General features: G+C 64.0%; 23 protein-coding genes. 13 read left to right on the forward strand and 10 right to left on the reverse strand.

Going from position 1 to position 25,749, the window contains the following annotated elements; all coding sequences use genetic code 11:
• Positions 1 to 15 precede the first annotated feature (15 nt).
• Together ACFE8X_RS07970 and ACFE8X_RS07975 are read right to left on the reverse strand one after the other, a co-directional pair.
• Positions 16 to 1,161, reverse strand: coding sequence for a D-alanyl-D-alanine carboxypeptidase family protein (locus ACFE8X_RS07970; protein WP_375450926.1), 1,146 nt, complete (start codon positions 1,159 to 1,161; stop codon positions 16 to 18).
• A gap of 56 nt (positions 1,162 to 1,217) precedes the next feature.
• The gene (locus ACFE8X_RS07975) at positions 1,218 to 2,270 is read right to left on the reverse strand and encodes a septal ring lytic transglycosylase RlpA family protein (protein WP_375450927.1); all 1,053 of its coding nucleotides are present in this window, start codon (positions 2,268 to 2,270) and stop codon (positions 1,218 to 1,220) included.
• Between the two features lie 233 nt (positions 2,271 to 2,503).
• Here ACFE8X_RS07975 and metH point away from each other — a divergent pair, with 233 nt between their 5' ends.
• Positions 2,504 to 6,274, forward strand: a complete 3,771-nt coding sequence (gene metH / locus ACFE8X_RS07980; protein WP_375450928.1) for a methionine synthase — start codon at positions 2,504 to 2,506, stop codon at positions 6,272 to 6,274.
• Positions 6,271 to 6,639: a hypothetical protein gene (locus tag ACFE8X_RS07985; RefSeq protein WP_375450929.1), complete on the forward strand. Its 369-nt coding sequence runs from the start codon at positions 6,271 to 6,273 to the stop codon at positions 6,637 to 6,639. The genes metH and ACFE8X_RS07985 overlap by 4 nt, the downstream gene beginning before the upstream one ends.
• Positions 6,640 to 6,786: 147 nt before the next feature.
• Here the strand turns inward: ACFE8X_RS07985 and ACFE8X_RS07990 are convergent, their stop codons facing one another.
• Both ACFE8X_RS07990 and ACFE8X_RS07995 read right to left on the reverse strand, forming a co-directional pair.
• The gene (locus tag ACFE8X_RS07990; RefSeq protein ID WP_375450930.1) at positions 6,787 to 7,332 is read right to left on the reverse strand and encodes a DUF1643 domain-containing protein; all 546 of its coding nucleotides are present in this window, start codon (positions 7,330 to 7,332) and stop codon (positions 6,787 to 6,789) included.
• On the reverse strand, positions 7,329 to 8,231 hold the full coding sequence (locus ACFE8X_RS07995) for a bifunctional methylenetetrahydrofolate dehydrogenase/methenyltetrahydrofolate cyclohydrolase (RefSeq protein ID WP_375450931.1): 903 nt from the start codon (positions 8,229 to 8,231) through the stop codon (positions 7,329 to 7,331). The genes ACFE8X_RS07990 and ACFE8X_RS07995 overlap by 4 nt, the downstream gene beginning before the upstream one ends.
• Before the next feature lie 442 nt (positions 8,232 to 8,673).
• Between ACFE8X_RS07995 and ACFE8X_RS08000 the strand changes: the two genes are divergently transcribed.
• Positions 8,674 to 10,149 (forward strand): AMP nucleosidase, encoded by a 1,476-nt coding sequence (locus ACFE8X_RS08000; protein WP_375450932.1) that lies wholly within the window; start codon positions 8,674 to 8,676, stop codon positions 10,147 to 10,149.
• A 448-nt stretch (positions 10,150 to 10,597) separates the two neighbouring features.
• Here ACFE8X_RS08000 and eno read toward each other — a convergent pair whose 3' ends face one another.
• The 6 genes from eno to tpiA all read right to left on the reverse strand — a co-directional run bounded on the left by eno (position 10,598) and on the right by tpiA (position 16,326).
• Positions 10,598 to 11,875 carry a phosphopyruvate hydratase gene (gene eno, locus ACFE8X_RS08005; protein WP_375450933.1) on the reverse strand — a complete coding sequence of 426 codons (1,278 nt, stop codon included), beginning with the start codon at positions 11,873 to 11,875 and terminating at the stop codon, positions 10,598 to 10,600.
• 83 nt (positions 11,876 to 11,958) lie between these two features.
• Entirely contained in the window at positions 11,959 to 12,924 is a 966-nt protein-coding gene (locus tag ACFE8X_RS08010) for an NAD-dependent epimerase/dehydratase family protein (protein ID WP_375450934.1), read from the reverse strand.
• A 32-nt stretch (positions 12,925 to 12,956) separates the two neighbouring features.
• Positions 12,957 to 13,133, reverse strand: a complete 177-nt coding sequence (locus tag ACFE8X_RS08015; protein WP_375450935.1) for a DUF4169 family protein — start codon at positions 13,131 to 13,133, stop codon at positions 12,957 to 12,959.
• A gap of 11 nt (positions 13,134 to 13,144) precedes the next feature.
• A complete protein-coding gene (locus ACFE8X_RS08020) occupies positions 13,145 to 14,773 on the reverse strand; it encodes a CTP synthase (protein ID WP_375450936.1) in 1,629 nt (542 codons plus the stop codon).
• A 107-nt stretch (positions 14,774 to 14,880) separates the two neighbouring features.
• Positions 14,881 to 15,414, reverse strand: coding sequence for a preprotein translocase subunit SecG (gene secG / locus ACFE8X_RS08025; RefSeq protein ID WP_375450937.1), 534 nt, complete (start codon positions 15,412 to 15,414; stop codon positions 14,881 to 14,883).
• Positions 15,415 to 15,570: 156 nt separating this feature from the next.
• A complete protein-coding gene (tpiA, locus tag ACFE8X_RS08030) occupies positions 15,571 to 16,326 on the reverse strand; it encodes a triose-phosphate isomerase (RefSeq protein ID WP_375450938.1) in 756 nt (251 codons plus the stop codon).
• Positions 16,327 to 16,536: 210 nt separating this feature from the next.
• Between tpiA and ACFE8X_RS08035 the strand changes: the two genes are divergently transcribed.
• The 10 genes from ACFE8X_RS08035 to ACFE8X_RS08080 all read left to right on the forward strand — a co-directional run bounded on the left by ACFE8X_RS08035 (position 16,537) and on the right by ACFE8X_RS08080 (position 25,653).
• Positions 16,537 to 18,411 carry a SurA N-terminal domain-containing protein gene (locus tag ACFE8X_RS08035; protein ID WP_375450939.1) on the forward strand — a complete coding sequence of 625 codons (1,875 nt, stop codon included), beginning with the start codon at positions 16,537 to 16,539 and terminating at the stop codon, positions 18,409 to 18,411.
• Between the two features lie 19 nt (positions 18,412 to 18,430).
• Positions 18,431 to 19,939: an anthranilate synthase component I gene (gene trpE, locus ACFE8X_RS08040; protein WP_375450940.1), complete on the forward strand. Its 1,509-nt coding sequence runs from the start codon at positions 18,431 to 18,433 to the stop codon at positions 19,937 to 19,939.
• 31 nt (positions 19,940 to 19,970) lie between these two features.
• On the forward strand, positions 19,971 to 20,570 hold the full coding sequence (locus ACFE8X_RS08045) for an anthranilate synthase component II (protein WP_375450941.1): 600 nt from the start codon (positions 19,971 to 19,973) through the stop codon (positions 20,568 to 20,570).
• A complete protein-coding gene (gene trpD, locus ACFE8X_RS08050) occupies positions 20,567 to 21,592 on the forward strand; it encodes an anthranilate phosphoribosyltransferase (protein WP_375451056.1) in 1,026 nt (341 codons plus the stop codon). The genes ACFE8X_RS08045 and trpD overlap by 4 nt, the downstream gene beginning before the upstream one ends.
• The gene (gene trpC / locus ACFE8X_RS08055; RefSeq protein ID WP_375450942.1) at positions 21,585 to 22,394 is read left to right on the forward strand and encodes an indole-3-glycerol phosphate synthase TrpC; all 810 of its coding nucleotides are present in this window, start codon (positions 21,585 to 21,587) and stop codon (positions 22,392 to 22,394) included. Before trpD ends, trpC begins: the two co-directional genes overlap by 8 nt.
• Positions 22,394 to 22,876, forward strand: coding sequence for a cyclic pyranopterin monophosphate synthase MoaC (gene moaC / locus ACFE8X_RS08060; protein ID WP_375450943.1), 483 nt, complete (start codon positions 22,394 to 22,396; stop codon positions 22,874 to 22,876). The genes trpC and moaC overlap by 1 nt, the downstream gene beginning before the upstream one ends.
• A complete protein-coding gene (glp, locus tag ACFE8X_RS08065; RefSeq protein WP_375450944.1) occupies positions 22,873 to 24,078 on the forward strand; it encodes a gephyrin-like molybdotransferase Glp in 1,206 nt (401 codons plus the stop codon). The genes moaC and glp overlap by 4 nt, the downstream gene beginning before the upstream one ends.
• 139 nt (positions 24,079 to 24,217) lie before the next feature.
• Positions 24,218 to 24,928 carry a transcriptional repressor LexA gene (gene lexA, locus ACFE8X_RS08070; RefSeq protein ID WP_375450945.1) on the forward strand — a complete coding sequence of 237 codons (711 nt, stop codon included), beginning with the start codon at positions 24,218 to 24,220 and terminating at the stop codon, positions 24,926 to 24,928.
• Positions 24,928 to 25,260: a hypothetical protein gene (locus ACFE8X_RS08075; protein ID WP_375450946.1), complete on the forward strand. Its 333-nt coding sequence runs from the start codon at positions 24,928 to 24,930 to the stop codon at positions 25,258 to 25,260. The genes lexA and ACFE8X_RS08075 overlap by 1 nt, the downstream gene beginning before the upstream one ends.
• Before the next feature lie 21 nt (positions 25,261 to 25,281).
• Positions 25,282 to 25,653: a YybH family protein gene (locus tag ACFE8X_RS08080; RefSeq protein WP_375450947.1), complete on the forward strand. Its 372-nt coding sequence runs from the start codon at positions 25,282 to 25,284 to the stop codon at positions 25,651 to 25,653.
• The last annotated feature ends 96 nt before the right edge of the window (positions 25,654 to 25,749 follow it).

The raw sequence follows: 25,749 nt of genomic DNA on the forward strand, positions 1-25,749 counted from the left end.
GTATCGTATCCTCGGTTACAGCCAGCCCAGCGCCAATTGCTTGAGCGCATCGGTGGCGCGGCGCACGATATCGCCTTCTTCCACGCTTTGAGCGGCGAACAGCGGCGCAGTCTGCACGAGTTTGTCATCGCAAAAAACGCGCAGTTCCGCAATCTGGTCGCCCTGGGTGACGGGCGGCAGCAAGGGACCGGTGTAAACGATGGCTGCCTGCAGGCAGCGGCGCGAGCCGCGCGGCAAATAAAGGGCGACTTCGCCATCGCCGACAAGGCCAACGCTGCCGCTGGCGCCGCCGTACACATTGGCATAGCCGATGACGTGGCCTTCGGGGAAGGCCGAGACGCGCTCGAAGGCGCGGGCGCCCCAGGTGATCAGCTTGCGGCCCTCCTCGGTGCGTTCGGCCATCGAGGTCAGGCCATGCAGGACGGCGATGAGGCGGCGGCCGCCTTCAGCGGTGGAGATCACCGAACCATAGCCGGCCGCCTCGGTATGGCCGGTCTTGAGCCCGTCAACACCGATGCCCAGCTCCACCAGCGAATTGCGATTGAGCTGTTTGATGCCGTTCCACTCCATCTCCGGCTCGGAAAAGTAATGGTAATATTCGGGAAATTCGCGAATGAGGTAGCGGGCGATATCGGCCAGGTCGCGGGCCGTGACATGCATGTCCGGGTCCGGCAGACCGGTGGGGTTGGTGAAGTGGGAGTCTTCAAGGCCGATCTGCTGGCCAAGATCGTTCATCATATTGGCAAAGCTGCCTTCGGAGCCGGCAATGCCTTCAGCCAGGACGATCGCGGCGTCATTGCCGGACTGGATGACCACGGAGCGCACCAGGTCTTCGACCTTGATCTTGGAGTTCAGGTCGGCAAACATGGTGGAGCCGCCCGATGCGGCCCCACCGGTGCGCCAGGCGTGTTCGGAGACGAAGAACTCATCGGTAAGCTTGACCCGGCCGGAGCGGACTTCATTGAACACCACGGCGATGGTCATCAGCTTGGCCATGCTGGCCGGCTCCATCGGCAGGTCGGCGTCCTTCTGGAAGATCGCCGTGCCGGAGGCCTCGTCCATCAGGATGACAAACCTGGCCTTGGTGTCGAAATCGGCCTGGGCGAAGGCCGGCGCGGTCAGGAGCAGGATCGCAAAGGCAAACTGGAGCAGCCGTTTCACGATCGTCCTCATTGCGTCAGGGGTGGGCCGGCGGCGTCGCGTCGCCGGATACCGAACTAATAGACAATAATGTCGTTGAGGCCAAGTTCGCGGGCGAGATCGAGCGCGTCGGTGCGCGCCACGCCGGGCTTGAGATGCGTCAGGGTCAGGCGGGTGGCCGGAGCGCCATTGACCATCACGTTTTCTTCATCGACAGCGCCGAGGAAGGCGAAACGCTCGGCCAGCTCGATCGCATTGTCCTGGTTGGCAAAGACGCCAAGGCCCAGCTTGATATCGCGCGCGTCTAGATCGACCGAGTCGACCCAGTCTTGTAGGGCTGGGGAGCGGGTGGCCATGGCATCGACGGCGGCGTGGGCGGTTTCGATGGCGACATCCTGTTGTTCGGGCGAGGTATCGGCATAGGAAAACAGGTTGCCCAGGAAATTGGTGGCCATGTCGGCCATGCTGTTGGTGGTGTCGTTGCTGGCAAGACGCGTGGTGCTGCCGCGGCCAAAATCGGAGGGGCCGTCATAGCTGGCGACCAGCATCCGGGTGTCGTCGCCTTCAAGGGGGGCACGGCCAACATATTGGACCGCAATCTGGGCGTGGCCGTTGTTGACATAGCCCAGCATTTCGGCGGCGCGATGGGACAGGTCCATGATGCGGCCGGGCATGTAGGGGCCGCGATCATTGACGCGGACGATCAGCGAGCGGCCGTTTTCCTGATTGGTGACGCGCACATAGGAGGGCAGCGGCAAGACCGGGGACGCGCCGGTGATGGCGTTGGCGGAAAAGATTTCGCCGTTGGCGGTACGTCGGCCATGGAAATCGGAGCCGTACCAGGAGGCTTCCCCGCTGGCTGCATAGTTGGGATCCTCGGTGGGCGTATAGACCTTGCCGCGGACCGTATATGGCTTGCCGACCTGGTAACGCCCGCCACCCTTGGGGGGATTGGGATTGTTGGTGACGCGGGGCGACACCTTCACGCCATATTCGGACGAGGAGAAGGCGCCGCGCTTGACGGTAGCGCCAAGACCGCCGCCACCGCAGGCTGCGAGCATGGGAGCAAGCAGCGTTGCGAGGGCGAGGAGGCGGGCGGCGTGGCGCCAGGAAGCGGTCGGAATGCTCAAAGTCATACGCTCTTATCTGCTGGAGCCAGGACAATAGCCCAGGCCCGGTTCCCCCGCGCGTAGGGAACCCATTTTGGGTTTCAGTTCAGTTAAAGGGAACGAAGTGTTAGCGTCGAGCATCGCATTTGCGGCCAATTGGCGGCATGTGGCGGTGCTTGCAAGTTGGAAGACATAAAGATATCTTTATATGATTGCTTTGGTGCTCGACGAGAACAAGCGGACAGGAACGGACGATGCGTGACGCCAATTCCCCTTCATCCCCTGCCCGCCTCGATGGCGCGGAAATCCTCGCGGCACTGACGACGGCGGCACGCGAGCGCATCCTGATCCTGGATGGCGCCATGGGCACGATGATCCAGCGGCTCGGTTACACCGAGGACAATTTCCGCGGCGACCGGTTCAAGGATTGGCAAAAGCCGCTGCAGGGCAACAACGACCTGCTGATCCTGACCGAGCCCGAGGCGCTCGAGGACATCCATTATGCCTATGCCAAGGCCGGTGCGGATATCGTGGAAACCAACACGTTTTCCGGCACCAGCATTGCCCAAGCCGATTACGGCATGGAAGCGATCGTCTATGAACTGAATTTCGAGGGTGCGCGGATCGTCCGGCGCGCGCTGGACCGGGCGACGGCGGAGGACGGGGTGCGCCGGTTCGTGGCCGGGGCGCTGGGGCCGACCAATCGCACGGCGTCGATCTCGCCGGATGTCAACAATCCGGGGTTCCGGGCAGTCAGCTTCGACGAGTTGCGCCTGGCCTATGGCGAGCAATTGCGCGGCCTGATCGATGGCGGCGCGGACATCATCCTGATCGAGACCATTTTCGACACGCTCAACGCCAAGGCCGCGGTGTTCGCGACCGGGGAGGTGTTTGCCGAAAAGGGCATCCGGTTGCCGATCATGATTTCGGGGACGATCACCGATCTGTCGGGGCGCACGCTATCGGGACAGACGCCGACGGCGTTCTGGTATTCGTTGCGCCATGCTTCGCCGTTCACGATCGGGCTGAACTGTGCCTTGGGTGCGGACCTGCTGCGGGGCCACATTGCAGAAATCTCGGCGGTCGCGGACACGTTCGTCTGCGCCTATCCCAATGCCGGGCTGCCCAATGAATTCGGCGGCTATGACGAGACGCCCGAACTCATGGCGGCGCAATTGGGACGCTTCGCGGCCGAGGGTCTGATCAATATCGTGGGCGGCTGCTGCGGGTCGACGCCGGACCATATCCGCGCCATCGCGGCGGCGGTGCGGCCACATCCGCCGCGCCAGGTGCCCGAGATCGCGCCGCAGATGCGGCTGTCGGGGCTGGAGCCGTTCACGCTGACCAAGGAAATCCCGTTCGTCAATGTGGGCGAGCGCACCAATGTCACCGGCTCGGCGCGGTTCCGCAAGCTGATCACGGCAGGCGATTATTCGGCGGCTTTGGCCGTGGCGCGCGAGCAGGTGGAAAACGGTGCGCAGATCATCGACGTCAACATGGACGAGGGCCTGATCGACTCCAAGGCGGTGATGGTCGAGTTCCTCAACCTGATCGCCGCCGAGCCCGATATCGCGCGGGTGCCGATCATGATCGACTCGTCCAAATGGGAGGTGATCGAGGCCGGGCTCAAGTGCGTACAGGGCAAGGCGCTGGTCAATTCCATCTCGATGAAGGAAGGCGAAGAAACGTTCCTCAAATCGGCACGGCTGGTGCGCGCCTATGGCGCGGCCGTGGTGGTGATGGCGTTCGACGAGCAGGGCCAGGCCGATACGCTGGCGCGGAAGGTCGAAATCTGCACGCGGGCTTACAAACTGCTGACCGGGATCGGCTTTCCGCCCGAGGATATCGTGTTCGATCCGAACGTCTTCGCGGTGGCGACAGGGATCGAGGAGCACAACAATTACGGCGTCGACTTCATCGAGGCGACGCGCCAGATCACCGACACCCTGCCCCATGTGCATATTTCGGGCGGGATCTCAAATTTGAGCTTCTCGTTTCGCGGCAATGAGCCGGTGCGCGAGGCGATGCATGCGGTGTTTTTGTACTATGCCATCCAGAACGGCATGGACATGGGCATCGTCAATGCCGGGCAGTTGGCGGTCTATGAATCCATCGACAGGGAATTGCGCGATGCCTGCGAGGACGTGATCCTCAATCGAAGTCCGGACGGGACCGACCGGCTGCTGGAGATCGCGGAAAAATATCGCGGCGCCAGCGGCAAGGAGGCGGCGGCCAAGGATCTGAGCTGGCGCGACAAGCCGGTGGCGGAGCGGATCGGCTATGCCATGGTCAACGGCATTACCGAGTTCATCAATGCCGATACCGAGGAGGCGCGCCAGGGGGCGGAGCGTCCGCTGCACGTGATCGAGGGACCGCTGATGGCGGGGATGAGCGTGGTAGGCGACCTGTTCGGCGCGGGCAAGATGTTCCTGCCGCAGGTGGTGAAATCGGCGCGGGTGATGAAGCAGGCCGTGGCGCTGCTGCTTCCCTATATGGAGGCCGAAAAGCTGGCCAATGGCGGCGGCAGCGAGCGGCAAAGCGCGGGCAAGATCCTGATGGCGACGGTGAAGGGCGATGTCCATGATATCGGCAAGAACATCGTGGGCGTCGTGCTGGCCTGCAACAATTACGAGATCATCGACCTGGGCGTGATGGTGCCGGTCGCTAAAATCCTGCAGACGGCACGGGAGCAGAATGTCGATATCATCGGGCTGTCGGGCCTGATCACGCCGTCGCTGGACGAAATGGCGCATGTCGCCGGCGAGATGGAGCGCGAAGGGTTCGACATTCCGCTGCTGATCGGGGGGGCGACGACCAGCCGGGTGCATACCGCGGTCAAAATCCACCCGCGCTATCAGGCCGGGCAGACGGTTTACGTGAACGATGCCAGCCGGGCGGTGGGCGTGGTGTCGAACCTGTTATCGCCCGATACCAAGGTAGCGTTCATCGCAAATGTGCGGGCGGAATATGCCAAGGCGGCCGCGGCGCATGAGCGGGCCGAGGCGGAAAAGCAGCGTTTGCCGCTGACGCGGGCGCGGGCCAATGGGTTCCGGCCGGAGTGGGCTGGCTATAACCCGCCCGTGCCGCGCTTTTTAGGAACGCGGACGTTTACCGATGCGGATTTCGGCCTTGGGGAATTGGCAAAGTATATCGACTGGACGCCGTTTTTCCAGACCTGGGAGCTCAAGGGCCGCTATCCGGGTATCCTGGAGGACCCCAAGCAGGGCGAGGCGGCGCGGCAATTGTTTGCCGATGCGCAGGCCATGCTCGGGCAGGTGATCGGGGAAAAATGGTTCAAGCCGCGCGGGGTACTGGGGTTCTGGCCGGCCAATGCGGTGGGCGACGATATTCGTCTGTTCACCGATGAAAGCCGCAAGAGCGAATTGGCGACGCTGTTCACGCTGCGCCAGCAATTGAGCAAGCGCGATGGCAAGCCGAACATGGCGCTGGCCGACTTCGTGGCGCCGGTCGAGAGCGGAAAACCCGATTATGTCGGCGGCTTCGTCGTCACCGCCGGAATCGAGGAAGTAGCGATCGCGGCAAAGTTCGAGCAGAAGAACGACGATTATTCCTCGATCCTGGTCAAGGCGCTGGCGGACCGGTTTGCCGAGGCTTTTGCTGAAAAGATGCATGAAAGGGTGCGCCGCGAGTTCTGGGGTTATGCGGGCGACGAGGGGCTGCGGCCAGAGGAACTGATCGGCGAAAACTATCGCGGCATCCGCCCTGCCCCGGGCTATCCGGCGCAGCCCGACCATACCGAAAAGACCACGCTGTTCCGCTTGCTGGATGCCGAGACCCAGGCGGGCGTGACGCTGACGGAGAGCTTTGCCATGTGGCCGGGCTCGTCGGTATCGGGCATCTACCTGGCGCATCCGGAAAGCTATTATTTCGGAGTGGCCAAGGTGGAGCATGACCAGGTGCTCGACTATGCCGAACGCAAGGGCATGGGTGTCGCCGAGGTGGAGCGCTGGCTGGCGCCGATCCTGAATTATATTCCGGGTCCGGCCGTGGCGGCGGCGGAGTGATGGATGCTTCGGAGCAACGCAAGGCCGGGCGCATTCCGGTTACATTGGTGACCGAGGCGCGGCGGCTGGTGCCGCTCGATCGCAGCACCGCGCTGGTGCGGCTGGCGGCCAATACCGGACACGGGCATGCGGACGGGGTTGCCTGCCTGGCATGCGCCGGGCGCGGGGATGTGCGGGCGATCTTGTTCGACTTGCTGGAGGAAGTGCGGCTCGGGTTGCGGCCGGCATTCACCAGCGTGGTGGTCGATGCGTCGGCAGTGGTTGAACCGGGCAAGGTGGTGGAGGCATTGACGGGGAAATTGCAGGCGACGGCGTTGCGGGATCATACGGTGGCGCGGCGGTTTTATCTGGTGGGGGTGGCTTAAGAGCCCCCTCACCCTGCTTGCTCCGCTGACGCGTCGCAAGCTGTCCCTCTCCCACAAGGGGAGAGGGGTGGCTCTGAATTCAAGCCAACCACCGCGCCCCCTTCTCCCCTCGTGGGAGAAGGTGCCCGAAGGGCGTATGAGGGGTTCCTACCCTTCGTATTCCACCAACGGAGTATCCAGCCGCAAATACAGTGGATGCTTTGGCGAACCGTCGGCGTTGGTGCCGAAGCACATGATGGGGACGGCGTGGTGGCGCAGGGCGGTGACGAGTTCGCGCGCCGGCGCGAGCAGGGCGCGGTTGAGTTTGCCGTGGCAGAGGACGACGAGCGATGCGCCTTTGGCGGCGGCGACCAGGGATGGCAGGTTGGCGGGCGATGAGGCGATGACGCCCGGTCCCAGTAGCGCCTTCGGGTCGGTGGCGCGGTAGTCGCCGACATTGCCCTTCATCATGCCGGTGAAGCCTTCGCGCAGGCTGAAATTCCATTCGCGGGCGCAGGTGGGATCGTTGACACCGGCATCGGCGGTGCTGGGATTCATGCCGATGAACAGGCTGTAGCGCGGCGGGAAGTGTTCGCCGGTCCAGCGCCGCATGATCTGGCGATGCTGGTGGTCGCTGAAGACGGCGTCGCCCTGCACGCCGGGCGGCAGCGCCAGACGGACCTTGCCGCCGGGATCGTGGTCATCGCCGATCATGCGGTCAGATCGTCCGGTGGCACGAGACCATTGATCAGGCAGGCGGTGGTGACGGTGTTGGCCAGGAGGCAGGCGATGGTCATCGGACCGACGCCGCCCGGCACCGGGGTGATGGCGCCAGCGATTTCGGTGGCGGTGGCGTAATCCACATCGCCGACCAGGCGCGTCTTGCCCTCCCCGCGTTCGGGCGCGGCGATGCGGTTGATACCGACATCGATGACCGTGGCGCCCGGCTTGATCCAGTCACCCTTGATCATGGCGGGGCGACCGACGGCGGCAATGACGATATCGGCCTGGCGGACAATGGCGGGCAAATCCCTGGTGCGGGAATGGGCCATGGTGACGGTGCAGCTTTCGCGCAGCAGCAGTTGCGCCATCGGTTTGCCCACAAGGTTGGAGCGTCCGACGACGACGGCATGCAGGCCAGACAGATCGCCCAGCGCATCGCGCAGCAACATGAGGCATCCCAAAGGCGTGCAGGATACCGGGCCCGGCAGGCCGATGACCAGCTTGCCGACGCTGGCGGGGGTGAAGCAATCGACGTCCTTGGCCGGGTCGATGGTTTCGATAATCTTTTTGGGGTCGATGTGGTCGGGCACCGGCAATTGCACCAGAATGCCGTGAATGGCCGGATCGGCATTGAGTTTTTCGACCAAGGCCAGCACCTCGGCCTCGCTCGCCGTTTCAGCCAACTCGTATTTTTCCGAGTGCATGCCGACTTCGACGGTCTGCCTGGCCTTTTGCGCCACATAGACCTGGCTGCCCGGATCGTAGCCCACGATGACGACGGCAAGGCCCGGCGTGATGCCATGGTCGGATTTCAGCCGCGCCACATGGCCGGCAATGCGAGACCGCAGGCCTTCGGCGAACAGCTTGCCGTCGATGATGCTGGCGGGCATGGCATGCTCCTTGGACATGGGTCGCGCGCAGCCGGGGAACCGGGGACGTTCCAGGCATGCCGGGTTGTCATAGGGAAAAGCGGGGGCGTCGTCCATGCCCGCTGGCAGTATGGTGGTCGCAAAGGGAAAGGGCTGCAATGGCATTTCTGTCATTGCAGCCCTTGGGCCTTCGCCCACCGCACTGTTGAGGGCTTGGGGGACAAGCGGCAGGCGAAACGCCCTCGTTCACCGGCTGCATGGGTCGCTTGCGTGTCCCGTGAACTGCCATCAAGATGGTGGGCAATTGCGGCGGGACCAGTGGCCTTCACCGAAGTGTGAAAAGGCGCATCGTGCCGGGCCGCAATTGCCCCTGCGCCGATAAGCTGTCATGGCATGGCGGTATCACGACGACAATTCCCACCAGACGGGGGGCTCAATCCGGGGCCCGTAAACGAGAACACGAATGACCACGATCAGCCCGCCGCGCCTCGAAAAGCAATCCTTCACCGATCCTGAAAAAGCCTGGGCGTATCTGGCGGAAATCTATCACCGCAATACCGATTTCATTCGGGGGCATCTGAGCGCCTTGACGCGGGGAATCGTGCCGGACGGCAAGGTGCGGGCGTGTTATCCGCAGGTGGAGGTGCGCTCGACCAGCTACGGGAAAAGCGCCTCGACCCTGCCTTATGGCTACCTGCATACGCCGGGTCTCTATCGCACCACGGTGACGGCGCCCGATCTGTTCCGCACGTATTTCCAGGAGCAGTTCACGGTGATCCTGAAGAATCACGGGGGCAGCATCGACATCGGGGAGTCCGACACGCCGATCCCGCTGCACTTCGCGGTCGCGGCCAGTGACCGGGTGGATGGCGAGGCGCTCAATGCGCTCAATATTCCGCTGCGCGACGTGTTCGATGCGCCCGATCTCGGCAATACCGACGATGAAATTGCCAATGGGACGTTCGTACCGCCCAAGGGGGGGCCGTATCCGCTGGCCGCATTCACGGCGCCGCGCGTCGATTATTCGCTGTATCGGCTGAGCCACTATACCGGTACCGACGCGCAGCACTTCCAGAATTTCGTGATCTTCACCAATTACGCGTTTTACATCGACGAATTCTGCCGCGTGGCGAAGGAATACATGCGCTCGGGGCACGCCCATTACGACAGCTTCATCGAGCCGGGCAATGTCATCACTACCAATGCGCGGCTGGGCGGCACGGTGACTGGAACGGCGGCGGCGCGGACGCCGCAAATGCCGGCCTATCACCTGACGGCGGGGCGCAGCCGGGGCATCACCATGGTCAATATCGGCGTCGGGCCATCCAACGCCAAGACCATCACCGACCACATTGCGGTGTTGCGGCCGCATGCCTGGATCATGCTGGGGCACTGCGCGGGCCTGCGCAATTCGCAGGAACTGGGCGACTATGTGCTGGCGCATGCCTATGTGCGCGAGGACCATGTGCTTGACGCCGACCTGCCGCTGTCAGTGCCGATCCCGGCGCTTGCCGAAGTGCAGGTGGCGCTGGAGCAGGCGGTGGAAGAGGTGACCCAGCTCGAGGGGCTGGAAACCAAGCAGATCATGCGTACTGGGACGGTGGCAACGTTCGACAACCGCAATTGGGAACTGCGCGACCAGACCGAGATCACCCAGCGGCTCAGCCAGTCGCGCGCGGTGGCGCTGGATATGGAGAGTGCGACGATCGCGGCGAACGGGTTCCGGTTCCGGGTGCCGTATGGGACGCTGTTGTGCGTGTCGGACAAGCCGTTGCACGGGGAGCTGAAACTGCCGGGGATGGCGTCGGATTTTTACCGCACGCAGGTTAACCGGCATCTGCTGATCGGGCTGCGGGCAATGGAGATCTTGCGCGACCAGCCGGCGGAACGGCTGCATTCGCGCAAGCTGCGCAGTTTTGCGGAGACGGCGTTTCAGTAGGCTGGGCACGCCCTCGTGGTTCGAGGCTCGTAAGAACTCGCACCTCACCATGAGGGCTACTGGAAAACGGTGATTTAACAGTAGCCCTCATGGTGAGGTGGGAGCGCAGCGACCCTCGAACCACGAGGGCGTGGCAGGATGGCGGGTTATCTCAGCCAAAAAAGCCCGGCATCAAGCTGCGCAGTTTTGCGGAGACGGCGTTTCAGTAGGAGCGCTGTGCTTCAGTTGTCGGCCTTCTCCCCTTGAGGGAGAAGGTGCCCGAAGGGCGGATGAGGGGTCTCTTGCTTACGCACTGAAGCATGGGAGGGCGCAGGACCCCTCACCCTGAGTTTCCGCTGAACGCGGAAACTCTGTCCCTCTCCCACAAGGGGAGAGGGGTGAAGACTGATGGAGCTGTGACAAAAAAAGCCCGGCGAATATGCCGGGCTTTGTCATTCAATCTGTGGGATTACCGACCCTTGACCACCGAATACCCCGCATATTTCGCCGACGAGCCGAGTTGCTCCTCGATGCGGATCAACTGGTTGTATTTGGCCAGGCGATCGGAGCGGGAGAGGGAGCCGGTTTTGATCTGGCCGCAGTTGAGGGCGATGGCGAGGTCGGCGATGGTGGAGTCTTCGGTTTCGCCGGAGCGGTGCGACATCACCGAAGTGTAGGCGGCGCGGTGGGCGGTGTCGACGGCGTTGAGGGTTTCGCTGAGCGAGCCGATCTGGTTGACCTTGACCAGGATGGAGTTGGCGACGCCCATCTTGATGCCGGAGACGAGGCGCTCGGTATTGGTGACGAAGAGGTCATCGCCCACGAGCTGGACCGTCTTGCCGATGGCGTCGGTCAGGGCTTTCCAGCCTTCCCAATCGTCCTCGGCCATGCCGTCCTCGATGGACACGATGGGGAAGCGGGCGGCAAGATCGGCGAGGAAAGCGACGTTTTCGTCGGAGGAGAGCGACTTGCCTTCCCCGTCCATGGCGTATTTGCCGCCCTTGTAATATTCAGTGGCGGCGCAATCGAGGCCGAGGAACACGTCCTCGCCCGGGCGGTAGCCGGCCTTTTCGATCGACGTCATGATGAAGCCCAGGGCTTCTTCGGCCGATTTCAGGTTCGGGGCGAAGCCGCCTTCGTCGCCGACGGCGGTGTTGTGGCCCTCGGCGGACAGGCCCTTCTTGAGGGTGTGGAAGATTTCCGAGCCGATGCGGACGGCGTCGGCCAGGGTTTCAGCACCGGCGGGCAGGATCATGAATTCCTGCATGTCGATGGGATTGTCGGCGTGCTGGCCGCCATTGATGATGTTCATCATCGGCACCGGCAGAATGTGGGCATTGGGACCGCCGACATAGCGGTAGAGCGGCAGTTCGCTGGACTCGGCGGCGGCCTTGGCGACGGCGAGCGAGACGCCCAGAATGGCATTGGCGCCCAGGCGCGACTTGTTGGGCGTGCCGTCAAGCTCGATCATGGCCTGGTCAACGCCGAGCTGGTCGAGGGCGTCGAGGCCCTGGATTTCCTCGAAAATCACCGAGTTGACGTTTTCGACGGCCTGGGTCACGCCCTTGCCGAGCCAGGACTTGCCGCCATCACGCAGCTCGACGGCTTCGTGGGCGCCGGTGGAGGCGCCCGAGGGCACGGCGGCGCGGCCGAAGCTGCCATCGTCGAGCACCACATCGACTTCGACCGTGGGATTGCCGCGGCTGTCGTAAATCTGGCGGCCTTGGACGTGGATGATCGAAGACATGGAAAGCCCCTTCCGGCTGGCATTGCGCGCTGTTGCCGCCTGTCTAGACGCGGCGTGTGACGAATCAAAGAGGGGGCGCCAAATTATTTGGCGGGCGGGGCCACCTGCCCGTCGGCGATCAGCCAGGTGACCGCCTCCTCGATGCCCTGCAAGGACGTGTAGCGCGGCGCGTAGCCAAGCAGGCGCTGGGCCTTGGCGATGGAGCAGTTCGGGCTGCGGGCGACATGTTCCCAGGTGGCCTTGGCATCTTCGGATGGCTGGGCGGCCGCCCAGGTGTCATATGGCTGGAAGCTCAGATCCGGTTCGTGGCCGAACCAGCGGAACATGTGTTCGGCGTAGCCGCGCAGCGTCAGCGCGCCGGATGAGACGGCATGAAAGCTTTCCCCGACCGAGGCGCTCCAATTGGCGATGGCGCGCATGAACAGCTGGGCGACATCGTCGGCATGGACGTGGTGGACGGTCTCGAGGCCGAAATTGGGTAGCGCGAGCGTTTCGCCCCGGGCGATGGTGGAAAACACGGCAGGGTTGAAGTGGCCGGCGGGATTGAGCGGCGCCCAGCCGGGACCGACGATGTGGCCGGGATGGATCAGGGTGGCAGGGAAATTATCGCGACGGGCGCGATCGAGCAAATAGGTTTCGATGGCCGCTTTTTGCACGCCATAGTCGCCGAAGGGATATTTGGGGGTTTCTTCCAGTGTTGGAACCACGGTGGAAAAGCCATGGGTCCAGATGGTGCCGGTGTGGAGGAAATGGCCGACATTGCCGAGCAGCGATTCCACCAGATGTTGGGCGCTGGGCAGGGTGAAGCAGATCATGTCGATGACGATATCGCCGTTGAGGGCGCGAATGGCCGGACCGAAGCTGCCGTCGGCCTCCATGGCGGTGCGGTCCATGATCTGGTGCTCGACGCCGCCCCAGGCGTGGTGCAGCGAGTAGGGTTGCGCCCTGCCCCGGCTGATGGCGACGACATCGTGGCCGGCCTCGACCAGGCGCGGCACCAGATAGGTGCCGACATGTCCCATTGCTCCGATGACGATGATGCGTGCCATGGTGAACTCCAGTGTGCTGTTGGTGCGCCGGTCTAATCGTCGCGTTTGTGATCGTCGAGGCGTTTGTCGACCTGCTCCGACCTGGCTTTGGTCAGGTTCCGTTCGGCCTTGGTGCGGCCGAAAGCGATGCGGTTCCGGTCAGCCTGGGCAGACTGCTCCGCCTTCGCCTTGCGCTTGCGCGCGGTGCGCAGATTGACGATCTCGGCCATGGCGCCCTGCCCTAGACCAGCCGGCTCTGGTCGATGGCGGCGGCAATGAAGGATGCGAACAGGGGATGCGGTTCGAAGGGCTTGGACTTCAGTTCGGGGTGGAACTGGACGCCGATGAACCAGGGATGGTCAGTGCGCTCGACGATTTCGGGCAGCTTGCCGTCCGGTGAGACGCCGGAAAACAGCAGGCCGTTCTTTTCGAGCACCTTGCGGTAGTCCATGTTGACTTCGTAGCGATGGCGATGGCGCTCGGAAATATGGGTGGTGCCATAGATGTCGGCGACGCGGGAGCCGCGCGTCAGTTGGGCCGGATAGGCACCGAGGCGCATGGTGCCGCCCAGATCGGCGTCGTCCTTGCGCGTTTCGGTGTCGTTGCCCTTGAGCCATTCGGTCATCATGCCGACGATCGGCTCCCTGGTGGGACCGAACTCGGTGGAACTGGCGTGCCGGACGCCAGCCATATTGCGGGCGGCCTCGATACAGGCCATCTGCATGCCGAAGCAGATGCCGAAATAGGGCACGTCCTTGATGCGGGCAAAACGGGCCGCTTCGATCTTGCCGGCCGAGCCGCGTTCGCCAAAGCCGCCGGGGACCAGAATGCCATGCACATGTTCGAGATAGGGCGCGGGTTCGTCGCGCTCGAACACTTCGCTGTCGATCCACTGTAGATTGACCTTGACGCGATTGGCGATGCCGCCGTGGGCCAGGGCCTCCGAGAGCGACTTATAGGCATCCTTGAGGCCGGTATATTTGCCGACAATGGCGATGTTGACCTCGCCTTCGGGATTGTGGAGGCGGTTGGACACTTCGCGCCAGGCGGACAAATCCGGCTCGGGCGCATCGGTGATGCCGAAGGCGGCCAGGATTTCGCGATCGAGGCCTTCCTTGTGATAGGCCAGGGGCACATCGTAGATGGAGGCCACGTCGAGGCCCTGGATAACCGAACTTTCGCGGACATTGCAGAACAGCGACAGCTTTTTCTTCTCGCCATCGGGGATGGGCCGGTCGCAACGCACCAGCAGCACGTCGGGCGCGATGCCGATGGAGCGCAATTCGCGCACCGAATGCTGGGTCGGCTTGGTCTTGAGCTCGCCGGCACTGGGAATATAGGGCATCAGCGTCAGGTGGAGATAGCAGGCGTGGTGGCGCGGCAGGTCGTTGCCAAGCTGGCGGATGGCCTCGAAGAACGGCAGGCCTTCGATATCGCCGACGGTACCGCCCACTTCGACCAGAACGAAATCGAATTCGTCATTGCCTTCGAGCACGAAATTCTTGATGGCGTCGGTAACGTGCGGGATGACCTGGACGGTGGCGCCGAGATAGTCGCCCTTGCGCTCCTTGGCCAGGATATCGGAGTAGATGCGGCCGGTGGTGATGTTGTCGCGCTTGTTGGCGGAGCGGCCGGTGAAGCGTTCGTAATGGCCCAGGTCGAGGTCGGTTTCAGCGCCGTCGTCGGTAACGAAGACCTCGCCGTGCTGGGTGGGCGACATGGTGCCCGGATCGACATTGAGGTAGGGGTCGAGCTTGCGCAGGCGCACCTTGTAGCCGCGCGCCTGCAGCACGGCGCCGAGCGCCGCCGATGCCAGACCTTTACCCAATGAGGAGACCACGCCTCCGGTGATGAAAACGTACCGAGCCATGGGCGCTCACCTTACATAGATCAGGTTTGATTCGCAGAGCGGCGAACCACTCTACACAAAAGAAGAAGGGGATGTTTCCATCCCCCTCTGGTCGTGCCTTGCGGCGGTTAGTTGGTCGCCGGAGCGGCCGGTGTCGGTTCGGGCGTCGCCGCCGGCGTGCTGGCGGCAGGCTCGGGCGTCGGCGTCGTCGGGACCGGCAGGTCGCTGGCCGGGGCCGGCGTAGCGGCTGGCGCCGTATCGGGAGCGGCAGGCACGGCTTGGGTGGTCACGGGCGCGGTCGCGGGGGCCGTCTCTGTTGCCGGGGCGCCGGGAACAGGCAGATCGGAATCGCCTTGCAGCGCATCGAGGGCGTCAAGAACGCTGGTCGGCGCCGCCTCATCGCCCTGGGTCGCGCGATCGAGAATGCCGCTGGTGCCGCGATCGAACTCGCTCAGAATGGTCAGGCCGATCGCGGTGAGGAAAAACAAGGTTGCCAGGATCGCCGTGGTGCGGGTGAGCAGGTTGGCCGAACCGCGTGCGGTCATGAAGCCGCCGCCACCGCCGCCCATGCCGAGGGCGCCACCTTCCGAGCGCTGCAGCAGGATCACTGCGATCAGCGCCAGGACGATCAGCAGATAGGCCACAATCAGGACGTTTGCCATGCGGGTTTGGGTCTCGGTACGTCAAAAGATGGGGCGTCATACACGCGGCGGCAAACAAATGCCACCCCGGCGCATTGATAATCAGGTGATGCCCGCCTGACCTAAATCTCAACGCGCCGGTCCTGCCTGCGCTGAAATTCAGCACCGGCCATGCGCTCATACTGCGGAGATAATGGTGTAGAAGTCCTTTGCCAAGAGGCTGGCGCCACCGACGAGGCCGCCATTGACGTTTTCGATGGCGAGAATCTCGCGGGCGTTCTGGGGCTTAATCGAGCCGCCATAAAGAATCGGTGTCGTGGCACCCTTATCGCCGAAACGTTCGACGAGCAGGGCGCGGATGCGGTCGTGCATGCGGGCGATCTCGTCATTGGTGGGGGTACGGCCGGTGCCGATGGCCCAGACCGGCTCATAGGCAATGATGACGTCGTGCTGCCCAGCGGCGTCGGGTACCGATGCGGCGAGCTGGCCGGCGACAACGGCTTCGGCATGGCCGCTATCGCGTTGCGATTCGGTTTCGCCAATGCAGATGATCGGCTTGAGCCCGGCACCCATGGCGGCTTCGGCCTTGGCGCGGATGGCGGGATCGGTCTCGCCGTGATCGGCGCGGCGTTCGGAATGGCCCACGATGACATATTGGGCCCCGGCATCGGCCAGCATGCCGGCGGAAAGATCGCCGGTATGGGCTCCGGCGGCCTGGGCATGGCAATCCTGGCCGCCGGCGAGAATGCCGCTGGTGGAGCCCTGGGACGCGACTGCGTGGAGCATGGTGGCGGGCGGACAGATGATGACCATGGCCCGGGGTGCATCGCCGGTGGTCAAGAGCGCGGCGAGTTCCTGCAGCTCGCTAAGCGAGGCCCGCGAGCCGTTCATTTTCCAGTTTCCTGCGATTACGGGCGTGATTGTGGTTGTCACTCTTGCAGCTCCTGCCTCTTGCACCGGAACGGGCTTTGCCCTAACCCCGGCTGTCCATGCGTGTTCTGGCTAGAAAAGGGTCTCCCCTTTTTCGCGGAACGCTTTACTAGTATCCCGCCGCGTGGGCCGTAAAGCCCACGGTTCAAATCCGGCGTGTCCGGCCCGATCAACGGGGCGAACGCGCCACCATTGTGTAGTGGAACGTCCGACATGCTCGATAGTTTGCGCGTCTTTGCAAAATCCTGGCCCGGCAAGGTGATGGGCGCCTGCCTGCTGGTGGGGCTCGCAGGCTTCGGCATCAACAACGTGATCACGGATCTGGGCTCCAACAACGTGGCCAAGGTGGGGGGCGTCGACATCACGTCGCGCGACTTCCTGCGCGCTTATCAGTTGCAGCTCAACCAGGTGTCCCAGCAGATCGGTTCGGTGCCGACGCCGGACGAGGCGATGAACCTGGGCATTCCCTCGGCAGTGCTGCAGAACCTGGCGCAGGACGCGGCGGTCGACCAGATGGCGGATGGATTTGGCCTCGGCGTTTCAGAGAACAAGCTGGGCGACCTGCTGCGCACGGACAGCAATTTTGCCGGCACGCTTGGCAATTTTGATCCGACGCAGTTCCAGGCCGTGTTGCGCCAGAGCGGGCTGACGGAAGCCGAATATTTCGACGGCCAGACGGAGTCGGCGCGGCGGCAGCAATTGATCCAGTCGCTGTTTGGAGACATCACGCTGCCCAAGGCGGCGTCGAGCCTGGTCAACCGCTATGCCGCCGACCAGCGCACCATCGACTACATCATCGTGGGCGAAAACAGCGTGGCCACGCCGGCGCCGCCGACCGATGCCGAGCTCAGCACCTATCTTGGCGCCCACCAGGGCGAGTTTCGCACCTTGGAAACCCGCACCGTGCAGTTGCTGGCCCTGTCGCCCGAAACGCTGGCGGCGACCAAGACCATTTCCGAAGACGCGATCGTGGCCGAATATGAGCGCACCAAGACCGGCATGACCACGCTGGAGCGCCGGACCATCCAGCAGGTGGTGTTGGCGACGCCCGAGCAGGTTACGGCATTCGAGGGCGGCGCGGCGGCGGGCAAGACCTTTGCGGCGCTGGTTGCGGAAAACGGGCTGGTGCCAACCGATATCGGCACGCTGGCGCAGCGCGAGATCACCGACGCCAACCTCGCGACGGCGGCGTTCGGCCTGGCCCAGGACGGCTATGGCGTGATCGACGGGGTGACGGGCAAGCGGGCGATCCACGTTTCGGCGATCGAGGCGGGGCATACCAAGACGCTGGCCGAGGCGCATGACGAGGTTGCCCAGGCCCTGGCGCTGACCCAGGCCAAGGCCGAGATTGCCGACGTGCTCGACCAGGTCGAGGAATTGCGCGCCGCATTCCAGCCGCTCAGCGAAATCGCCGGCCGGTTCGGGCTGCAGCTCTACGAGGCTTCGGTGACCCAGAGCGGGGCCGAACTGGCTGTATTGCCGGTGCTGGCCGAGGCGGACCGGCCCAAGGCAGTGCAGGCGATTTTCAAGGCGGAGCAAGGCAAGCTGACCCCGGCGATCACGCTGGCTGGCAATGCCAATGTGTGGTTCGACCTGGAAAAGATCGACCTGGCGCGCGACCAGACGCTGGACGAAGTACGCGACGCGGTCAGCACGGCCTGGACGACCGAAAAGGTCAACGATGCGGTGGTCGCCGAGACGGATTCCATCGTCAAGCAGATGGATGCGGGCCAGTCGCTGATCGATGTGGCGGCGTCGCTGAGCCTCGTGCCGCAAGCCAGCCTGCCGTTCAACCGGTTCGGGGCGGCGGATACGGCGATCGATGGCCAAGTGGCGTCGGCGGTGTTCGCGGGCGGGCCTGAGCATCATGGCTCGGCGGTCAATGGGGAGGGCGACCATATCGTTTTCCAGGTCAGCGCGGTGACGCCGGCCGAAGGGCCGCTCCAGACACAGGCGAATGCCTCGCTCGACAATGAAGCGCGCATCGGCATCTATGGCGACTTCGTCAGCGCGGTGCGCGACGAGGCTGGGCTGCGCATCAACCAGCAAGCGCTGACGCAGCTTCTGGCGGCGGGCGCTGCCCAGTAACATCAATCGGACAGCGGCCATGGACGACGAGGGCTATCAGCGTTTCGCGGAGCAATACGATGCTGGCAAGTCCCAGATCGTATGGCGCCGCGTCGTCGCCGACCTCGAAACGCCGATCGGCACCTATATGAAGCTGGCGGCAGGGCGCACGAATACGTTCCTGCTGGAATCAGTGCAAGACGGGGCGATCCGCGGCCGTTATTCGATCGTCGGGCTGGAGCCGGACGTCATCCTCAAGGTCGAGCATGGGCAGGCCCTAATCAACCGCGCCGCCCATCTCGATGCCGAGCAGTTCGAGCCGGTCGCGGAGGCGCCGCTGGATGCGCTGCGCATGCTGGTCGCCGGCTCCAAGATCGAAGTGCCGCCCGGCCTGCCGCCACAATCGGCGGGGATCTACGGGTTTTTGGGCTATGAGATGGTCCGCTACATGGAGGTGCTGCCCGACAGCAATCCGGATCATCTAGACCTGCCCGAGGCCATGCTGATGCGGCCGGCGATGCTGGCGATCTTCGATACGCTCAAGGACGAACTGTATCTGACCGCGCCGGTCTATGTGCGCCAGGGCGTTTCGGCGCGACAGGCCCATGAAGCGGCGCAAAGCCACATCGAGGACGCGATTCGGCGGCTGGGCCAGGCCTTGCCGACCACCCCTGCCCTGCCGGACCTGGAAACCATCGCGGTGACCAGCAATACGAGCAAAGAGCAATATGCGGGCATGGTGGGGAAGGCGAAGGACTACATCACGGCCGGCGATATTTTTCAGGTGGTGCTGAGCCAGCGGTTCGAAGCGGAATTTACCTTGCCGCCGACGGCGCTGTATCGGGCGCTGCGCCGGACCAATCCCTCGCCCTACATGTATTTCCTTGATTTCGGGCGGTTCTCGGTGGCCGGGTCAAGCCCGGAAATCCTGGTCAAGGTGCAGGACGGGGACGTCACCATTCGGCCCATCGCGGGCACCCGCAAGCGGGGCGCGACGCCGACGCGCGATCAGGAACTGGCGGCCGAACTGCTCGCCGACCCCAAGGAATTAGCCGAACACCTGATGCTGCTCGACCTGGGCCGCAACGATGTGGGGCGGGTCGCCAAGATCGGCACGGTCAAGGTCACCGACAAGTTCTTCCTCGAATACTATTCCCATGTCATGCACATCGTTTCCAACGTGGTGGGCGTGCTGGATCCCAAGTATGATTTCGTCGATGCCTTATCGGCCGGGTTTCCGGCGGGCACGGTGTCCGGCGCGCCAAAAGTGCGGGCGATGGAAATCATCGACGAACTGGAGACGTCGCGGCGCGGGATTTATGGCGGGTGCGTTGGGTATTTTGGGGCGGATGGAACGATGGACACCTGCATCGTGCTGCGCACGGCCATCCTCAAGGACGGCATGCTTTATGTGCAGGCCGGCGCGGGCATCGTGGCGGACAGCCAGCCGGCGCTAGAGCAGATGGAGTGCGAAAACAAGGCGCGCGCCCTTTTCAGCGCCGCCGAGGAAGCGTTACGCTATGCCGGCGAAGCCCGGATCGGGCAATAGTGCGTTGCACCACGAGGTCCGGGACCCCAGAATGACCAGAACACTCGTCATCGATAACTACGACAGCTTTACCTACAACCTGGTGCACTTTCTGGGTGAGCTAGGGGCGGATATAGCCGTGGTGCGCAACGACAAGATCACGCTGGATGAGATTGGGGCGATGGCGCCGGACGCGATCGTGCTGTCGCCCGGGCCCTGTACGCCGAACGAAGCGGGCATTTGCCTCGCGCTGATCGAGCGGTTCAAGAGCCAAACGCCGATTCTGGGCGTGTGCCTGGGCCACCAGGCGATCGGCCAGGCGCTGGGTGGCGACGTGATCCGCGCGCCGCACCTGGTGCACGGCAAGACCAGCAAGATCAACCACACGGGCCGGGGCCTGTTTCGCGGCCTCAATTCGGGGTTCGAGGCCACGCGCTATCATTCGCTGATCGTCAAACCCGACACGCTTCCCGAGACCCTCGAGGTGACGGCGACGACCGATGACGGGCTGATCATGGGCATGCAGCACACGAGCCTGCCAGTGCATGGGGTGCAATTTCATCCCGAAAGCATCGCCTCGGAAAACGGTCACGCGCTGCTGCAGAATTTTTTGAACCTGGCGCGCGATTTCAACCAGAAGAAAGCCGCCTGATGGACTTAAAAGCGGCCTTGCACAAGATCGCGGCCAATCGGGACCTCACGGGCGAGGAAATGCGCGGTGCCATGAGCACGATCATGGAGGGCGGCGCGACGCCGAGCCAGATCGGCGCCTTTCTGATGGGCATGCGGGTCAAGGGCGAGACGGTTGGCGAAATCGCAGCAGCCGTATCGATCCTGCGCGAGAAGATGGTGGTGGTGGAAGCGCCCGAACACGCGATCGATATCGTTGGTACCGGCGGCGATGGGGGCGGCACGCTCAATATTTCGACGGCAAGCGCGATCGTCGTCGCGGCGGCCGGGGTGCCGGTGGCCAAGCACGGCAATCGGGCGCTGTCGTCCAAATCGGGCGCATCGCAGGTGCTCGAGGCGCTGGGGGTGCGGCTGGACCTGACGCCGGCCGAGATTTCGCGCTGCATCAAGGAGGCCGGCATCGGCTTCATGTTCGCGCCGTCGCACCATCCGGCGATGCGCCATGTGGGACCGTCGCGGGCCGAAATGGGCGTGCGGACCATGTTCAATCTTTTAGGGCCACAGGCGAACCCTGCCGGCGTGCGGCGCTATGTGCTGGGGGTTTATGCGCAGGAGTGGGTGGAGCCGGTCGCGGCGGCGCTGCTGGCCAACCGCGCCGTCAAGGCCTGGGTGTTTCATGGCAGCGACGGGCTGGACGAGCTGACCACCACGGGGCCGAGCTTTGTGGCCCAGATCGCGGGCGGCGATCTGCGCAGTTTCGAGGTTTTGCCCGAGCATGCCGGGCTCAAGCGCAGCGACCCCAAGGATTTGCTGGGGGGCGATCCGGCGTACAACGCGGCGGCGATGCGGGCGCTGTTCGAGGGCGCGCCCGGGGCCTATCGCGACATTGTGCTGCTCAATTCGGCGGCGGCGCTGATCGTGGCGGAGGCAGCGCCGGACCTTCGGAGCGGCGCCGACATTGCCGCATCCATCATCGACAGCGGCAAGGCGCGGCAGACGCTGGCGCGGCTGGTCGCGGTGTCCAACGGGCAAAGCCATGACTGATATTCTCAAGCAGATCGAAGCCTATAAACGCGAGGAAATCGCCGCGGCCAAAGCGATGCGGCCCTGGGCGGAAGTGGTGGCTGAAGCCCATGACCAGCCGGCGCCGCGCGGGTTCTTGCGGGCGATCAAGGCCAAGCGGGCGGCAGGGCAATACGCGCTGATCGCCGAGGTCAAGAAGGCCAGCCCCTCCAAGGGGCTGATCCGCGCGGATTTCAATCCGGCCGAGATTGCGCGGGCCTATGAAACCGGCGGCGCCGCGTGCCTGTCGGTCCTGACGGACCGGCCGTCGTTCCAGGGATCGCCCAGCTATCTGATCGAAGCGCGCGCGGCGACGCAACTGCCGGTCTTGCGCAAGGACTTCCTGTTCGAAACCTACCAGGTTGCCGAAGCGCGGGCCTGGGGCGCCGACTGCATCCTGATCATCCTGGCTGCCGTGGGCGACGACGTTGCCCGCTACCTGCTCGATGCGGCCGAGGAATGGCACATGGACGCGTTGGTGGAAGTGCATGACCAGCTCGAGCTGGACCGGGCGCTGGCGCTCGACGCGGCGTTCATCGGCATCAACAATCGCAATCTGCGCACCTTCGAGACCAGGCTGGAGACGTCCATCGATCTTGCCAGCGGCGTTCCGGCCGGCACGGAGCTGGTCAGCGAAAGCGGCATCATGACCCATGAGCATGTGCGCCGGCTGGACCAGACAGCGGGCATCGGCACCTTTCTCGTCGGAGAAAGCCTGATGCGGCAGGACGACGTTGTCGCCGCCACACGGGCCTTGCTGATGGGCCTGCAGGGCGTGCACTGATGGCGGCAAGCGGGCTGACCCATCTCAACGCCAGGGGCGAGGCTCACATCGTTGACATTGCCGACAAGCCGGTGACCCGGCGGCGGGCGGTGGCGCAGGCGCGGATCACCGCCCAGGCGGACACCGTCATCGCCATCATGGGTGGCGCGCTCAAAAAGGGCGATGCGCTGGCGATCGCCCGGATCGCCGGCATCATGGCGGCCAAAAAGACCGCCGAACTGATCCCGCTCTGCCATGCGATTGCCTTGACCAGGGTCGAGGTCGATATCGTGGCCGAAACCGCAACGACGATCGTTGTCCGGGCGAGCGCGGAAACGCTGGCGCAAACCGGCGTGGAAATGGAAGCGCTGATTGCCGCGTCCACCGCAGCGCTGACGCTGTACGACATGGCCAAGGCAATCGATCGGGCCATGACCATCACAGATCTCTGCGTACTGGAAAAATCGGGCGGCAAGTCCGGCGATTTCGTGCGTGCACCATGAGCCTGTTGCCGGTCGAGCATGCGATCACCAAGATTTTGCAGCGCGTGCCACCGATGCAGACCGAGCGCGTCGCCCTGCCCCAGGCAGCCGGCCGCGTTCTGGCCGAAGCGATGGTGGCCAGCCATGACCAGCCGCCGTTCAACGCCAGCGCGATGGACGGTTACGCTGTGCGGGCGCGGGACGCGGCGCCGGGCGCCAGCCTGCGCATAATCGGCATGTCGCAGGCCGGGGCGGGTTTTGCCGGGGTGATGGGCGCTGGGGAATGCGTGCGCATCTTTACCGGCGCGCCGGTTCCCCAGGGGGCGGATGCGGTGATCATGCAGGAACTGGCGAGCGTCAACGGGCAGCATGTCCGGTTTGCCGAACAGCCGCAGCCGGGACGCAGCATAAGGCCAATGGGCAGTGATTTTGCCGTTGGGCAGACGCTGGTTGAGCCCGGCACGCGGCTCAATGGCCTGCACCTGGCGGTGGCGGCGGCGGCAAACGTGCCGACGCTTATGGTGGGCCGACAGCCGGTCATTGCGCTCTTGGCGACCGGGGACGAACTCGTGCCGCCGGGCAGCAGGCTTGGCGCGGACCAGATCGTGGCGTCCAACAGCTATGGGCTTGGGCCCCTGCTCGCGCCTTATGGCAGGATCGTCGATCATGGGATTGCCGGGGACGATCGCGCCGGGCTGACGGCGCGGCTGCGCGACATGTTCGCGGATGAACCCGATATCGTGGTCACGACCGGGGGAGCCAGCGTCGGGGATCATGATATCGTCCAGGACGTGCTGGTGGCGCTCGGCGTGACGCTGGATTTCTGGCGCATCAATATGCGGCCGGGCAAGCCGCTGATGTTCGGCACGCGCGGCAAGACGCTGGTGTTCGGCTTGCCGGGCAATCCGGTTTCGGCGCTAGTGACCGCAGTGGTGTTCATCAAGCCGGCATTGCGGCTGTGGCTGGGCGCAGGCGCGGCGCCGGGGCGGTATTGGCGCCTGCCGCTGGCGGCGCCTACGCCGCCGAACAGCGTCCGGCGCCATTTCATGCGCGCCCAACTGGTGCACGAGGAGACCGGGACGGCCCTGCGGCCCATAGCGGAAGTGGATAGCGGGCATACATCGTCGCTGGCGCAGGCCGACATGCTGATCGTGCAGCCCGAGCACGACCCCGGCCAAGCGACGGGGACGATGGTGGACGCAATCAGTATCGGGCAGTTCTAGGCAAGTCCGGCAAGGACACAGGCAGTCGATTTGCTTGCCCGACTAAATTTAACTGGTCGCGCCTGTGGGATATTGCAGAACATAACTGGAACACGTATGCTCGTTCAGTCTTTGTTCCGATTCCCGACCGAGGGGCCCAATGCTCACGCGCAAACAACACGAACTGCTGATGTTCATTCATGAACGGATGAAGGAAAGCGGTATCCCGCCCTCGTTCGACGAAATGAAAGACGCGCTTGACCTGGCGTCCAAGTCGGGCATCCACCGGCTAATCACGGCGCTGGAGGAGCGCGGCTTCATCCGGCGCTTGCCCAATCGAGCCCGGGCGCTGGAAGTGGTCAAGCTGCCCGACTCGATGAACCCGTCGCTGGGTGGGCGCAAGTCGCGGTTCGAGCCAAGCGTGATCGAGGGCAACCTGGGACGCGTGGCGGCACCGCCGATGCGCGGCACGGTGGAGGATTATGCCCGGCCGGTGTCGATTCCGGTAATGGGGCGGATTGCGGCCGGCACGCCGATCGAGGCCATCCAGAGCCATTCGCACACCATCTCGGTGCCGCCCGAAATGCTGGGCGCGGGCGAGCATTTCGCGCTGGAGGTGCGCGGCGACTCGATGATCGAGGCGGGAATTTTCGATGGAGACACCGTGCTGATCCGCAAGCAGGATTCGGCAGGGACCGGCGAGATCATCGTGGCGCTGGTCGATGATGAGGAGGCGACGCTGAAGCGCCTGCGCCGCAAGGGCAATACCATTGCGCTCGAGGCGGCCAATCCGGCTTACGAGACGCGAATTTTCGGGCCCGATAGGGTCAAGGTGCAGGGACGGCTTGTCGGGCTGCTGAGGAAATATTGATGCGTTTTGCCCTGATTCTGGTTGGACTTCTTATGCTGCCACAGGCGCCGGCATTTGCCCAGGAAGCAAGCGCCAGTGAGACACGATGCTGGGTGGGAAACATCACGTTTTCGGCAGGCATGGCGATCAGCGCCGGTGACGGGACCGCGGTATGCAAAGCCGGAAGCGGATGGACGAAGGCCGAGGCCGCGACGCCCGTGGCCGGGTGCCTGCTCGAGGGTAAGTTGTCCTCGGCGGGCGCTATCGTGGGTATTCGCAACAATGACAGCTTGCTGCTGCAATGCGATGCCGGCGGGCGCTGGGTGACGATCGATACTGCCGCGCAGAGCTAGCGGTGCGGCGGAGGCATCCAAATGGCCGATAGTGCCGAAGAGGTCATGGCGCTCTATCGCGCGCGTATTAACGGCCATGACTTCGACCGGCTGGCAGCCCTGATCGCCGACAATGCGGTGTTCTGGTTTGGCGATGGCTCGCATGTTGGGTTGGCCTCGATCCGGGCGGCGTTCGAAGCGACGTGGAAACGGTTCGAGAACGAAACCTACTGGCTGGAAGATCTACAATGGCTGGCCGTTGGTAGCGCGGCCGCCTCATGTATCTATGGGTATTGCTGGCGAGCCACGATCGGCGGGGTGGAGCGATCGGGCCAGGGCCGAGGGACCTCGGTGGTTCGCGACGGCAGGACCGGCTGGCAGATCGTGCATGAGCATTTGAGCGCTTTGCCTTGATCGCGTTGGCAGATGCAATCGCAGCCTTTGAGGTATCGAGCGTCGGTGTTGATCGGGCTTTTGAACCGAGGTGGGGGTCGTCTGCGTTCACCGAAA

This window comes from uncultured Devosia sp. (genome assembly GCF_964244875.1).
Classification (GTDB): domain Bacteria; phylum Pseudomonadota; class Alphaproteobacteria; order Rhizobiales; family Devosiaceae; genus Devosia.